Here is a 15,334-nt window from a genome sequence, read left to right as displayed (position 1 = left end):
GTGAAGAATGGCGCCAGGCCATCCATCAGTGAAATAACAATCAAAGCAGTTGCTGCGAGTCGCTTCCAACCCGTCATTGTCAGAATAAGCTCAGTCTATTGAAACTTGAACTTGGCGTCCTTAGTAATACCGTCCCAGTTATCGCTCCTGAAAGGCACAGCCGGAAATCCGTCTTTGTTGAATAGGTTGGCATCTTCAGGATTGTCGGCCCACGCGAATCTCACGGCAACCGGAGTCTGAACCTGATCACACTCAACAACAACTTCATTACCATTGATACTTGCCTTCGCATAGTGGAACCGTTGGTCACTTCCGGCGAGCTCGAACCCTCTCAAATAGCCATACTTGTCCTTAACCATGAGTCCCGATCCCAGATCGTTAAAGGAAATCCGCACTTTGTTTCCTTCAACGCTCATTGATTTGTATGATGGACCTGCACAAACTACATTCTTACCGTATTCATTCTTAAGTGCCAGCGCTGCAAGTCTTTTTCCTACATCCTGTTTGTTCCTTGGATGGATATCGTTGGCTTCGCCGATATCGGTGGTCACGGCCATACCCGTGTGAGGTAAACTTAATGTCATAGTCTGCGCTTCCCGCAACTCTGCCCACGTGCTTCCTTTTTCGCTCGTGCCATGGCTTGCATTAAAGCTTGCGAGTTGAACAAAATAAAAAGGAAAATCTCCTTCCTTCCAGTGCGAACGCCAGTCGTTGATCATCAAAGGAAATGCCGTCCTGTATTGGTAGGCGCGGCCCGCATTTGATTCGCCCTGGTACCAAAGAACACCAGCGATGCGTGCGGGCAGAAGTGGATTAAGCATGGCATTAAACAACAGCGTTGGATAGCTGTTCGGCCCAACGGCGGCGCTACCATTCAACTTCTCTATTGAATAGCGCCACTTACCTGCAAGACTGTGTTTTGCCCCGGAACCTGTCGTGAGTTTCAGCTGATCGGGCTGCCCGTAGAGTCCCCCTCCACCACCAGTATCATCCACGCGCACAGCGATCACGTTGTCACCGGCTTTCAATACACCACTTGAAAGTTTGTAAACCCTTTGCTCATTATAACTTGCTGTTGACCCCACCATCGTACCATTAACGTAAGTGTCGTCCTCATCATCGATGGCCCCCAGCTCAAGCGTTGCATTTCCTTTTGCTTCGGCTTCCGTCAGCGTTACGGTTTTTCTAAACCATACTACGCCATCGAAGTCCGGGAGTCCGTGGTTCTCCCATAGCGAAGGCAACTCCATCTCGTTCCAGCTATTCGCGTCAAACGATGCGTCCTTCCAGTGATCAACTCCTGCGGGCGGAATGATGATGTTCATGGCTTTGAATTTCGCGATTTGCTCTGCCTGCTTTTGTTTTGCCAATTGCTCAAAATCAAGTTGAGGCATTCCCGAAATCATGTCTTTGAATTCAGGATTTGACATAAATGCTTCCCGGCTTGTCCACGTTTCAGAATGGGTGCCTCCCCATGATGTGTTGATAAGACCAATTGGTACATTAATCTCATTGTAAACTGAACGCGCAAAGAAATATCCAACGGCCGTAAAGTCGCCCGCAGTTTCCGGTGAACACGCCTTCCAGTCTCCGCCTTTCACATCCTCTTCGGGCTTCGCTGACACTTCCTTCTTTACAAGGAATTGTCTGATCTGCGGAAAGTTTGCAGCCTTTATTTCCTCTTCTGCATTCTTTGCCGCGCGAAGAGGCCACTCCATATTGGATTGTCCGGAACAAACCCAAACTTCACCCACGAGAATATCATTGATGGTAATAACGTTCTTGCCTTTCACAATCATTTGATATGGCCCGCCGGCAGTTTCCGGGCTGAGCTCCAATCGCCAGTGACCGGATTTATCCGTTGTTGTCTTTCCCTGCTTTCCATGAAACTGAACCGATATCTTTTCACCCGGACTCGCCCATCCCCAGACAACAACTGGCTTATTCCGCTGCACTACCAGACCGTCACTAATAAGTTTTGGAAGCCGAACCTGCGTATAGCCAATCAGTGAGCAGCTGATCGCTATCAGAAAAGCAAAGAGTTTTTTCATGAAGGAGTTTGATTGATGAGAAACATAGGAACTCGGCGACGACAACTTTCGCAGCCGATAACATTTGCCGACTAAAATAGAAAGAAAATGTAAAGCACTAATCAGCTAAATCATGGATTGTCGCCCCATGAATTAAGCGGTCCCTGGTTGTGAAGAAGCGGGACTTGAATGCCTAATAAGTTTCAGGAGTCTTACCTGCTTCGGCCTTTTCCACCCGCACGCCGATAGCGACAATACCCGGGAGGGTGTCCATGCGCATAAACTGCTCCAGAACAATCTTGTACTTGCCCTTTTGTGGAAACTGAAAGTTTTGCAGCAACAGAAAGCGATGATCATAAAGGTCGCCAATGCCGCTTTTCCCGGAAGGCTTGCCTGACTTCGCATCAAACAAATACTGGCCTATCAATTTCTTTTGAATCTCTACACCGGACGAGTCCTGCAGGTAGTAAGTGAAATAGAACCGCGCGTAAGGATAAGACACTGCATTCCGCAGATCACTGAATATGTTGTACTTGCTGTTGGTGTCGTCGATTTCGAATTCAAACGACGGCTTGTCTGTTACAATCCACTCTTGTTTATCGAAGTCTATTACCTGCTCGTATACGCGACTATCGCTGCACGCCCATAACACTACGCCTAACAGGCACAATGCAGAAGTTATTCTCATTGTTGATTCTCGGGTTTTGAATTGCGGGATTCTCCCTTATCTGTATTGCCTTCGTCAGAATTTCCCTTTGCTGAATTATCTCGATCCGAATTGCGTCGCTCGTTATTGCCCCGGGGCTGATTGCCCCGCTCAGAATTACCCTTCTCTGGACGCGGACCTCCGCCACCACCTCGGTTCTGCTGCTGGTTGCCCTTGTTACCAGGATTATTCCTGCCCTGATTCCGATTCCCTCTGTTAGGATTTCCCTGCTGACCTGGCTGACCCTGATTTGAATCCGGACTGCCTTGCTGACCGCTTTCCTGGCCAGACTGTCCCCGCGGTTGACCACCTTGATTCCGCTGCTCTCCCCGATTGCGTTGTTCGCCCCTATTACGTTGTTCACCCTGAGCACGTTGCTCTCCCTGAGAACGCTGTTCTCTTTGAGGACGTTGTTCTCCTTGACGTTGTTCTCCCTGAGTGCGCGGCTCGCCCTGAGTGCGCTGCTCATTACCTCCCTCGCGCCTCGGTCCCCGCTGCTGATTTTCGTTACGCCCTTCAGGTCTCCCCGATCTCTCTCTACGTGCCTGACCCTCCTCTGGCTTAGGCTGTGGTTGACCGGCATTGGCTTTTGGCTGCTGACCAGATGGCGCACTCGCCTGTCCTTCGCTACCTTTCTTCTTCTTGCGCTTCTTCGCCTTGCCCTTGAACTTCTGATCCATCCGCGCGAGATCACTATTCAAAGTCTCAACAGGGATCTTCTCTGCTACGACGTCAACATCAAGGCTCGCTGGCTTGCGCCCCTCCCTGTTCATCGCGAGGATCTGATTGACCCTTTCAATATTCAATGGATACCATGTGTTCTCAGCTACGAAGCCAAACCACATGATCTTCCTGAAGATGTCTGTCTTCTGAAGAGTAGCTTCTCCTTTTTCTGTTAAAAGCGGGCCTTCGATCTTTGGTATGTGCTCAAGGGCCTCCATGTAAGTCTCAAGCTCGTAATTAAGACAGCACTTAAGACGACCACACTGACCAGAAAGCTTGCTGGGATTGAGTGACAAATTTTGATAACGAGCTGCACTGGTAGCAACATTCTTGAAGTCCGTTAACCAGGTTGAACAACAAAGCTCGCGACCACAAACACCGATGCCGCCGAGGCGACCAGCCTCCTGGCGCAAACTTATTTGCCGCATTTCAACCCTTATTCTAAACTCACCGGCAAGAAGCTTGATCAGCTCACGGAAGTCGACGCGATCGTCAGCTGAGTAAAAGAAGGTAGCCTTGGCGTTGTCAGCCTGGTATTCGATGTCCGACAACTTCATTTCAAGCTTGAGGTCCCGAATGATTTCGCGTGTCCGGTATAACGTCGGCATCTCGCGCTTCTTCACTTCCTCAAACTTGTCGAGATCCTTTTGATGAGCAATGCGATAGATCTTCTTAATGTCACCGTCGGCCGAGATCTTCTTCTTTTGCATTTGCAACCTCACCAGCTCGCCCTGAAGCGAAACGTATCCGATGTGATGTCCGCTTGGAACTTCCACTACAACAGCATCCCCGGTAGTAAGACCAAGTTTATCGGGGTTACTGAAAAACTCTTTCCGTCCATTCTTGAACCTTACTTCAACAATGTTGAACCTGTCTTCACGTGGCATCTCCATGTTCGATAGCCAGTCGAATACATTCATCTTGTTGCATCCGCCCGTGTTGCAGGCGCCGTTGTTACGACACCCCGCTACCGATCCATTCTTACCCGAGCCACATGAACATCCCATCTCGATTAACCTTTATAGTTCATTAAGTCCTGGCCGATATCTTTTCGATAATATAGTCCTTCCCAGTCTATCCCCGACGCAGTTTTGTACGCCCGGGCACGAGCCTGCTCCAATGAGTTTCCGCTTCCGGAAATAGCAAGCACGCGTCCTCCGTGAGTGATAACATCATCCTCATGCTTCGTCGTCCCTGCATGAAAAACTATTGAGTCTCCCTGGTGATCCAGGCCGCTGATTACTTTGCCGGTTTCATACTCACCCGGATATCCTCCGGAAACCAAAGCAACTGTAACGGCGAAATCATCATGGACTTCAAGATTCTTTCCGGCCAGCTGTCCTTTGCCGCATGCAGCCAAAAGGTCAACCAAGTCACTCTTGATGCGAGGCATTACTGCCTGCGTCTCCGGATCTCCCATGCGGGCATTGTACTCTATAACAAATGGATTACCTCCAACATTCATAATGCCCACGAAAATAAAACCCTTGTAGTCGATCTTTTCGCGCAGAAGCCCATCTATAGTCGGTTTCACAATTCGCTCTTCAATCTTCGACATGAAGACGCTGTCGGCGAATATCACCGGTGATACGGCTCCCATCCCGCCCGTGTTCGGACCAGTATCGCCATCACCTATACGTTTATAGTCCTTTGCCTCAGGTAGCAACACATAGTCTTTACCATCAGTAAGAACAAATACCGATAACTCAATGCCATTCAGGAATTCCTCAATGAGTACTTTGGAACTGGCTGCACCAAATCGCTTATTAACAAGCATTTCTTTGATAACGGCCTTTGCCTCCCCCTGACTCAGACTAATGACAACACCTTTACCACCAGCCAATCCATCAGCCTTGAGTACTATCGGAGGCTTGCATTCAGATATGTAATCTAATGCCTGGACCAGATCTCCGGCTGCAAACGTACGTGCCTTTGCTGTTGGGATATTATTGCGAAGCATGAACTGCTTAGAATAGTCCTTACTGCCTTCAAGTTGTGCGCCGATCTTCCCGGGTCCAACCATCAGGATATTCTTCAAAGCAGCATCGTTCTCAAAGAAGTCGCGGATACCGTTTACAAGGGGGCCTTCGGGCCCAACCACCACCAAATCAATGGCCTTGTCGATACAAAACTGCCCGAGTCGGGCAAAGTCATCCACTCCTATAGACACGTTTTCAGCAACAGAAGCCGTTCCGGCATTGCCAGGCGCGACATAGATCTTTTGACAGAGCGGACTCTGTCTCATCTTCCATGCTAGCGCATGTTCCCTTCCGCCATTGCCGATTACCAGGATGTTCATGGATACTTTTTCGGTTCAACGCCAAATATAACGTGAATTAACATAAATAAAACACGGTTCTGCATCCCCAGGGCCATTTTGCCTCGACTGCCCAATGCCGTTGGTGGCTTATAAATAAAAAAACGTGAATGAAGAGCTCATTCACGTTTCTTAAACGCGGGTCTGGATGGCTCCGACCCACTCAGTATTAGTTGCTGCTCGGAATTAGTTGGCGTACTCGGACATAAACTTGATCCGCATCATACGCACTTCTTCCTCAGAGTAATCCGACATGGTGCCATCGCCCAAAGCCTGTTCGAGGCTATCAGTTTCCGCATTCATGAAATAGTCGTGAATGTCGTCCTGCTTATGCGCGTCGATCACCTGATCGATGTAGTAGTTCAGATTGAGCTTGGTTCCGGAATAGCAGATATTTTCAATCTCCGTCAATAGCTCCTCGAAAGACAGACGTGCCTTCTCAGCAATCTCTTCGAGATCTACCTTGCGATCGATCTGCTGAATGATGAGGATCTTTGTCTTAGACTTGTTGACAGAAGACTTGATCACTACTTCATTAGCAGTTTCAATATCGTTTTCATCAACATACTTACGGATAACAGCAAGGAACTCCTTACCAAACTTGTTCACCTTTCCAGTACCCACACCGTTAACCTGTGCAAGCTCATCGTTGGTAGTAGGATAGGTTGTCGCCATCTCCTCTAATGAAGGATCCTGGAAGATAACAAACGGCGGAAGATTCTTCTCCTTGGCAATCTTCTTACGGAGTGTCTTCAGCATTTCAAACAACTTGGTGTCGTATGATTTGTTGAGGACGGGCTTTTCCGTTGATTCTTCCTCTTCATCGACCGCGGTTGTGAAGTCGTGATCGCGAGCAAGTTCGATGGTATGAGGATGCTTCAGGAATGCGAGACCTTTCTTCGTGATCTTCAACACTCCTATATTGTCAATGTCCTTCTCCAGGTATTGATAGATCAATGCCTGCCGTATTACTGACTTCCAGTAGTCAGCATCTTCGTCCGAGCCTTTCCCAAACACGTCGAGATCGAAGTGTCCATAGCTCTTCACGTATTCATCTTCGATACCGCGGATAACGTGCACGAGGTGATTGAGGCCAAAACGCTCATTCGTCTTCTTGGCTGTATCAATTACCAAACGAACTGCATCGGTTCCATCGAACCGTTCGCGTGGATGCACGCAGTTATCGCACATGCCGCAGTTCTCCTGCTTATACTCTTCTCCGAAGTAGTGAAGCAGTTGTCGTCTTCTGCAAACTGGTGACTCGGCGTAGTATTCCATCTCCTGTAACAGCACGCGCGCGTTCTCGCGCTCCTGAACAGGTTTATCCTTGTTGAACTTCTCAAGTTTGTTCAGATCGTTGTGACTGTAGAACATGAGGCAGTGGCCTTCAAGTCCATCACGTCCGCCCCGACCAGTTTCCTGATAATATCCTTCAAGTGATTTGGGGACATCATAGTGAACTACGAATCGAACATCTGGTTTGTCGATACCCATACCGAAGGCAATAGTTGCCACGATGATATCAACCTCTTCGTTGAGGAAGTCATCCTGGTTCTTCATGCGAACATCAGGATCTAAACCAGCGTGATAAGGAGCAGCGCGGAAACCATTCACATTAATAAGCTGCGCGATCTCTTCAACCTTCTTCCGGCTGAGACAATAGATCACGCCCGACTTACCTTTGTTGTCCTTAAGAAACTTGATCAACTGTTTCTTGGTCTCTTTCTTAGGACGAACTTCATAGAAAAGGTTCTTTCGATTAAAAGAAGAGATGAATACATCTGCTTCTTCCATCTGAAGATTCTTTTGTATGTCGAGCTGAACCTTAGGAGTAGCCGTCGCAGTGAGCGCGATCACAGGCATATCGCCAAGGTTTTGAATCATCGTCTTGATCTTTCGGTATTCCGGACGAAAGTCGTGTCCCCATTCAGAAATACAGTGAGCCTCATCAATAGCTACGAACGACACATTAACCTTCTTCAGAAACTCAATCGTCTCTTCCTTGTTAAGTGATTCAGGTGCTACATAAAGTAGTTTCACCAGTCCGTTCATGCAATCCTTCTTGAGGCGTGTGATCTCACCTTTGCCCAATGTCGAATTCAGGAAGCGTGCGTTAACACCGTACGCATTCATCTGATCAACCTGGTTCTTCATGAGTGCTATGAGTGGAGAGATCACAATAGCGAGTCCCTCTCTCATCATCGCGGGCAGCTGATAACACAGCGACTTGCCCGCGCCTGTCGGCATAATTACAAACGTATTTTTTCCGTCGAGTAAATTCCGGATAATAGTCTCCTGATTGCCTCGAAACTGCGAGTAACCAAATATCTGCTTTAGTTTTTCTTTAAGCGCATCTTTCTCTTCAACCAACATCATTTTCAGTCTTAATAAACCTAAAATTGTATCTTTGTTCGTATAACAAAGCTAACCTTGAAAAGGAATTGAATTTAGTAAAAAATATCAAAAACATTGCACGCGAGGTTCTAATAAATGAATCTCAGGCAATAGAAAATCTAACTAATTACATTGACGATGCCTTTGAAAACTGCGTCAAGGAAATTTATTCTGCAAAAGGGCGTGTTGTCATAACTGGCGTTGGCAAAAGTGCCATTATAGCCAATAAAATTGTCGCCACATTTAATTCAACTGGAACACCTGCTTTGTTCATGCATGCTGCTGACGCTATACATGGTGATCTCGGCATGATTCAATCGGAAGATATCGTTATCTGCCTTTCGAAGAGTGGCAACACACCAGAAATCAAAGTACTTATTCCACTACTGAAACGTCGCGGCGTTAAGCTTGTTGCAATGGTGAGTAACACAAATTCATATCTCGCTCAACAAGCCGATTTTGTATTAAATGCAACGATTGCATCAGAAGCTTGTCCTCATAATCTGGCACCTACAACAAGTACTACTGCTCACTTGGCAATGGGTGATGCGTTGGCTGTTTGTCTGCTTGAACTCAGAAGTTTCACAAGTCATGACTTCGCGGAATATCACCCGGGAGGGTCTCTTGGTAAACAGTTATACTTAAAAGTATCTGACATTTACAAGCAGAATGAGACACCAATGGTACACGCTTCATCTACGCTGCGCGACGTTATTGTTGAAATCTCGTCCAAACGTTTGGGGTGTGCTGCCGTCGTAGATGATAAGTCGTGTCTGCTGGGAATGATCACAGATGGCGACCTTCGTCGTATGTTGCAGCATAACGTCGATATTTCCCATGTTAAAGCCTCTGATATAATGACCGCGTCGCCCAAAACCATACAAAAGGATGAGTATGCAGTCAGAGCCCTGCAGATGATGCATAAGAATGATATTACCCAGGTGATCGTTGTGGATGGCGATATAGTCGTAGGATTCATCCATATTCACGATCTTCTTCGGGAGGGGATAGTATAAAAAGCAGAAAACACTTTTAAAAGATTCTGTGAGTTCCGTTTTTTACCAAACTTTCTTGTCAAATAGCTAAATGAACAAAAACTTATTCGTTGTTTTAATGGCTGGTGGCGTAGGTGTACGCTTCTGGCCATACAGTCGCAATTCAAAGCCCAAACAATTTCTTGATGTTTTAGGTACTGGCAAGACCCTTTTGCAGTCAACCTGCGATCGCTTCCTGCCCTTATGCCCTATTGAGAACATTTACGTTGTAACTCATGAGGAGCACGAGCATCTTGTAAGAATGCAACTGCCTACGCTTAAGCCAGAGCAAATTCTCTCTGAGCCTATGCGCAAAAATACTGCTGCGTGTATTGCCTACGCCAGCTACAAAATCGCATTGAAAAACCCTGATGCCGTTGTCGTTGTGACACCTTCCGACCATCTTATTATGAAGGAGGATGAGTTTCAGAACATTATCAGAACCAGCAGCGAACACGCTAAAGGTCAGGATAAACTTATAACGGTTGGGATACCCCCAACCCGTCCCGAAACGGGATATGGCTATATCCAGTACCTTCCCGAAAAGCCTTTCATTAAAAAGGTTAAAACGTTCACGGAAAAGCCGGAGCTTTCACTTGCCAAGAAATTTATCGAAAGCGGCGACTTCGTGTGGAACTCAGGAATATTCATCTGGGGTGTTCAGGCCATCCTCGATGCATTCCACAAATTTCTTCCTGAGATGTCGGAAGTATTCGACGACATCAAATCCAAATTGAACACACCCGAAGAACGAGATGTAATTCACAGCGCTTACCCACAATGCAAAAGCATCTCTATTGATTACGGAATCATGGAGAAAGCGCAGAACGTATATGTCTGCCTGGGAACCTTTACATGGTCTGACCTCGGCTCATGGGCATCTATCCATGAGATCTCCGACAAAGACGACAACAACAATGCAATACGCGCCAATGCTCAAATGTATGATACGCGTAATTCGATCATCCGTGGTTCTGCCGACAAACTTATTGTTGTTCAGGGATTGAACGGATACCTGGTCGGCGAATTCGGTAACGTTATTATCGTCTGTGAAAAGGACAAGGAAGAGCAATTCCGTCGCTTCGTCGCCGACCTTAAAGCGAAACCGAACTCTACAGATTTTGTTTAGTGCTGCATTAAGCATGACCATTTGTCCCTGGACAAACGACTGAAATATTCTGTAAACAAAAGAGGCTGTTCCATTGAACAGCCTCTTTAATTATAGGAAGTTTCTAAGCCTATCTTCAATTAGACGTTTTGTCATTCACAATTCGCTTTTCGATATTCGATAATTCCCACGCCGTATAGAACACGCATTGTGCACGTTGTCTTAACAGAGGGAAGTCAATTTTACTGACTTCATCAGTTACCTTGTGATAGTCCTCGTGAATGCCATCGAAGTAAAATATGATTGGAACATTCCGCTTTGCAAAGTTCCAGTGATCAGAACGATAATATAGGCGATCAGGATGAGAAGGATCATTGTACGTATAATCAAAGTCCAGCTTACTATAGGTCGAATTCATTCGTTCACTGATAGCGTTGAGCTCCGACGATAGCTTGTCCGCCCCAATAACATACAAATAGGGATTACCAGTCTGATGTTTCGGATCGCGTCTTCCAATCATATCAATATTGAGATCGGCCACAGTTGATTCCAGTGAAAAAACTGGATGCTCGGCATAGAATTCCGAACCCAATAGTCCGCTCTCTTCACCCGTAACCAGCATAAACAGAATACTCCTCCTTGGACCATGACCCTCTCGGCGTGCCTTGGCAAATACCCGCGCAAGCTCCATAACTGCAACGGTACCCGAACCATCATCATCGGCCCCATTGTGAATAACATCACCTGTGCCATCCTGTTTTATGCCGACATGATCATAGTGCGCAGTAACAAGCAGTATCTCGTTCTTCTTATCTGTGCCTTCAACTAAGCCCAGCACATTTTCCGTTGGAACAGATGCCACCTCGATTGAGGTCCTGAATTGTATTGATGCAGACTTGATCTTTTTCAGGGACTTCTTCTCTGCGGCACTTTTAAGACCCGACAACGTGGTGCCCATGATCACTCCCGCGGCATGGGGAGATACAACGAAGGTACCTGGGCGAACGTGCTCGGATGTATTGGGTTTTTCAAGACTAAGCCGGCCCCGCTCAACATAACGCTTGCCCTGTGCAAGTACCCGCGTAAACTCAGCCTCCGTTTCCGTGTTGCAAACAAAGACGGCTTTTGCACCCCGGTCGCGTGCAAGCATCACTTCCTTGCTTCCACCAACCCAGGTGTTCTTCGAAAGCAGGAGCACTGCCTTATCCCGGACGTCCAGCTGCTGATAGACAGATTCCTCACCATAGCCAACAAATAAGATGGGCATGTTCATCTCTCCACCGCTGTCCTCCATACCAAAGAAGGCAACATCCTTGTAGTTTTCTAACCTGGTTTTACCCGCCTGTACGTATGTTTCTCCCGCGGTCACGCGATACAATTCCAGCGGCTGCAGATAATCGCCAGCGACTGGTGCCAGCAGGTTGTTGTCACTGAAGTGTGCTCTTATGAACGAAGCTGCCATGCGCTGTCCGCGCTTTCCGGTTTCTCTTCCTTCCATGAAGTCGGAGGCCAGTATGGTCAGATTTTCTTTAAGTCCCGCTTCCGAAATTTCCTTCGCATAGTGTTGCATTAAGGTGTCCTGTGCCTGCAATCGCAAGCATGACCCACAAAACAAAACGACAAGAGCTAGCATGTAAGACCGGCGCCTCATAAGTAAATCGATATGTTCAATTGTTAATAATGAAGGGGGCGGCAAGATGAAAACGTTATCTGATTCCATCAATACCGTCTGAAAACAAATTCCTGACAATTAAATGTCCGGAAGCCTGGTCCGCACACTCGAAAAATGTTCGAAATAATTTACCTTTGCACATTCAGGCCGACTCTCGATTGGCTTTCTAATTGATTGAAAATCAAAATCTTCGAATGAATGCCCATCAGGAAACTGATAAAATGTGTACCCCGAACTAAACACGTCTTTCTTTCGGTTGTATCATTTTACCAGTGCTGACCTGCAAGTGTGAAAACAAGCTCATTAACCGATATAATCACTAGACAATGAAAATAGACTCCCAGTACGCGGAAAAGTTCGAAAGCAGACACATTGGACCCGATGCCGAGGCCGTTGCACAAATGCTGAAGGTGGTAAAGGCCGCTTCTGTTGATGAACTGATCGACCAAACCATTCCGTCAAACATCAGATTGAAAAAAGGCCTTAAACTTCCTGCGGCCAAATCTGAATACGAATTCCTTCAGGACTTCAAGGCTATGGTTTCGAAGAACAGGATTTTCCGCTCGTACATCGGAATGGGCTATTATAACACGATCACACCTGGGGTTATTCTGAGAAACATTCTTGAAAATCCAGGATGGTATACAGCCTATACACCTTACCAGGCCGAAATCGCGCAGGGTCGCCTCGAGGCGCTGATCAACTACCAGACGATGGTAATCGAATTGACCGGTATGCAGATCGCCAATGCTTCGCTGCTTGACGAAGGAACTGCCGCCGCTGAAGCTATGCACCTGATGCTGGCCTCGCGCAAAAGGAAAACTGCCAATCGCTTCTTTGTCGATCAGAACACTTTTCCGCAAACACTTGATGTACTCCGCACAAGAGCGACGCCCATAGGCGTTGAGTTGGTTGTAGGAGACGTCAGCAAGCTCGATCTTACAGACTCCAGTCTGTTTGCCGTATATATTCAGAATCCGGACAACAATGGTGCTATCGCTGATCACACTGCGCTGATCAAGGAAGCTCACGATCGCGATGTGTACGTCGTTATGGGCGCCGACCTGATGAGCCTTCTGTTAATGAAGTCACCAGGTGAAATGGGCGCCGATGTGGTGGTTGGTTCAAGCCAGCGCTTTGGTGTACCCATGGGATTCGGTGGTCCTCACGCCGCCTTCTTTGCAACACGTGATGAATTCAAGAGGCAGATGCCAGGCCGCATCATCGGTGCCTCCATCGATGCTTCCGGAAATCCAGGCTATCGCATGGCGCTGCAAACCCGCGAACAACATATCCGTAGAGAAAAGGCGACATCAAACATCTGTACTGCACAAGTACTTCTGTCGGTAATGGCTGGTATGTATGCAGTATACCATGGACCTTCCGGATTGAAAAAGATTGCCGGTCGTATTCATGGCCTCGCACTGTCGCTCGATGCCGGCCTTAAGGCACTTGGCTTTAACCAGGTGAACAGGAATTTCTTCGATACGCTTAAAGTTGAAGTTCGTAATAAGACGGCCATTGCTGCTGAGGCCAATAAGCAGGAAGTTAACTTCCGCGACTTCGGTGACAATCACATAGGCATCACGTTGGATGAGGTATGTACAGTTGAAGATGTAAACATCATATTGGATATATTCTCCAAAGCGTCAGGACAAAAGTCTGCGCCTGTTATCTCCAACGGCCAGGAAATGAGATGGAGCAGCGGCCTCGAACGCACATCCGCCTACCTTACGCATCCCGTCTTCAATATGCATCATTCCGAACATGAGATGCTGCGCTACATCAAGAGACTGGAGAACAAAGACCTGTCAATGGTGCACTCGATGATCTCCCTGGGATCTTGTACTATGAAGCTCAATGCAACAACGGAAATGATTCCCGTTACATGGCCTGAGCTGGGCAACATCCATCCTTTTGCCCCTGCTGAGCAAACGGTTGGCTATCGCGAGATGATCGATGTACTGGAGCGCGCATTGTGTGAGATCACCGGCTTCACTGGGGTTTCGCTTCAGCCAAACAGCGGTGCTCAGGGCGAGTATGCCGGACTGATGGTAATCCGCGCTTATCACGAAGATCGTGGCGATCTCAAAAGAGATATAGCGCTTATCCCTGCTTCGGCGCACGGCACAAACCCGGCAAGCGCCGTAATGGCGGGTATGCAGGTCGTTGTGGTGAAGTCCGATGAGGAAGGCAAGATCGATGTCGCAGACCTGAAAGCGAAAGCGGTTCAGTACAGTGATAAGTTATCATGTCTTATGGTAACGTATCCTTCTACACACGGCGTGTTTGAAGAATCTATTATCGAGATCTGCCAGACGATCCACGAACACGGCGGATTGGTTTATATGGATGGTGCCAACATGAACGCACAGGTTGGACTGACATCACCTGCCAACATCGGCGCTGACGTTTGTCACCTGAACCTTCACAAAACATTCTGCATACCTCACGGTGGTGGCGGTCCTGGCATGGGCCCTATCTGCTGCAACGATAAACTCAAACCCTATTTGCCTGGTCACCCTGTTGTGAGCATTGGCGGAGAGAAGTCTATTCATGCAGTGTCAGCTGCTCCCTGGGGAAGCGCAAGCATCCTCACAATCTCTTTCGCTTACATTTCAATGATGGGCGGATCAGGACTTACGAAAGCAACCATGTTTGCAATCCTGAATGCCAACTATATCAAAGAGAGACTGGAAGGTCACTTCAAAATCCTATACACCGGAACCCACGGTCGTTGTGCCCATGAAATGATTGTGGATTGCCGCGACTTCAAAAAATCCGGAATCGAAGTGGAAGACATTGCAAAACGCCTTATGGATTATGGTTTCCATGCTCCTACTGTATCTTTCCCGGTAGCCGGAACGTTGATGATCGAACCTACGGAAAGCGAACCTAAAGAAGAACTGGATCGCTTTATCGAAGCATTGATCGAGATCCGGAACGAGATCCGCGAAGTGGAGGAAGGCAAGGCAGATCGCGAAAACAACGTCTTGAAGAATGCGCCGCATACAGCAGCCGTTGTCACTGCCGATAGCTGGAATCGTCCGTACTCACGCCAGAAGGCAGCATATCCTTTACACTTTGTTAAGGACGCCAAGTTCTGGCCTTCAGTAAGTCGCATCGACAACGCATATGGCGACCGCAACCTGGTGTGCAGCTGTTTGCCTATTGAAGAATACACGAACAAAGAACTTACGGCTCAGCTCTAAACAGCAAAGCTTCAGCTTTGGCCCCTTGAGGAATCACCTTACCTAATGGGCATTGTAACGGATTGAACGCCCTGTTTAATAACAATGAAACCTCAGGATCCGGAACTAAAGAAAAGGGTCGTCGCACTGACGACCCTT

Annotated in this window: 9 protein-coding genes; 3 read left to right on the top strand and 6 right to left on the bottom strand. The window is 47.5% G+C overall.

Translation table 11 applies throughout. The annotated features are described in order from the left end of the window. Window positions 1-95 precede the first annotated feature (95 nt). From WBG78_RS23950 to recQ, 5 genes are all read right to left on the bottom strand, one after another. Entirely contained in the window at window positions 96-2,051 is a 1,956-nt protein-coding gene (locus WBG78_RS23950) for a sialate O-acetylesterase (protein ID WP_337329040.1), read from the bottom strand. 172 nt (window positions 2,052-2,223) lie between these two features. Beyond that, window positions 2,224-2,718, bottom strand: a complete 495-nt coding sequence (locus WBG78_RS23945; RefSeq protein ID WP_337329039.1) for a gliding motility lipoprotein GldH — start codon at window positions 2,716-2,718, stop codon at window positions 2,224-2,226. Beyond that, entirely contained in the window at window positions 2,715-4,466 is a 1,752-nt protein-coding gene (gene ricT, locus WBG78_RS23940) for a regulatory iron-sulfur-containing complex subunit RicT (protein ID WP_337329038.1), read from the bottom strand. Before ricT ends, WBG78_RS23945 begins: the two co-directional genes overlap by 4 nt. A gap of 5 nt (window positions 4,467-4,471) precedes the next feature. Continuing rightward, window positions 4,472-5,758: a phosphoribosylamine--glycine ligase gene (gene purD, locus WBG78_RS23935; RefSeq protein ID WP_337329037.1), complete on the bottom strand. Its 1,287-nt coding sequence runs from the start codon at window positions 5,756-5,758 to the stop codon at window positions 4,472-4,474. 204 nt (window positions 5,759-5,962) lie between these two features. After that, window positions 5,963-8,149 (bottom strand): DNA helicase RecQ, encoded by a 2,187-nt coding sequence (gene recQ / locus WBG78_RS23930; RefSeq protein WP_337329227.1) that lies wholly within the window; start codon window positions 8,147-8,149, stop codon window positions 5,963-5,965. A gap of 68 nt (window positions 8,150-8,217) precedes the next feature. On the opposite strand from recQ, the gene WBG78_RS23925 reads away from it, so the two are divergent. Together WBG78_RS23925 and WBG78_RS23920 are read left to right on the top strand one after the other, a co-directional pair. Next, window positions 8,218-9,186, top strand: coding sequence for a KpsF/GutQ family sugar-phosphate isomerase (locus WBG78_RS23925; protein WP_337329036.1), 969 nt, complete (start codon window positions 8,218-8,220; stop codon window positions 9,184-9,186). A 70-nt stretch (window positions 9,187-9,256) separates the two neighbouring features. Beyond that, window positions 9,257-10,333, top strand: coding sequence for a mannose-1-phosphate guanylyltransferase (locus tag WBG78_RS23920; RefSeq protein ID WP_337329035.1), 1,077 nt, complete (start codon window positions 9,257-9,259; stop codon window positions 10,331-10,333). A gap of 115 nt (window positions 10,334-10,448) precedes the next feature. On the opposite strand, the gene WBG78_RS23915 is transcribed toward WBG78_RS23920, so the two are convergent. Continuing rightward, window positions 10,449-11,963, bottom strand: a complete 1,515-nt coding sequence (locus tag WBG78_RS23915; RefSeq protein ID WP_337329034.1) for a M28 family peptidase — start codon at window positions 11,961-11,963, stop codon at window positions 10,449-10,451. Between the two features lie 347 nt (window positions 11,964-12,310). On the opposite strand from WBG78_RS23915, the gene gcvP reads away from it, so the two are divergent. Further along, complete coding sequence (gene gcvP, locus WBG78_RS23910; RefSeq protein WP_337329033.1) at window positions 12,311-15,196, top strand: aminomethyl-transferring glycine dehydrogenase; 2,886 nt, start codon at window positions 12,311-12,313, stop codon at window positions 15,194-15,196. Window positions 15,197-15,334 lie beyond the last annotated feature (138 nt).

This window comes from Chryseolinea sp. T2, assembly GCF_037203685.1.
Taxonomy (GTDB): Bacteria; Bacteroidota; Bacteroidia; order Cytophagales; family Cyclobacteriaceae; genus Chryseolinea.
The sequence above is the reverse complement of the archived record's forward strand: the minus strand, read 5'-3'. Positions and strand labels throughout refer to the sequence as shown.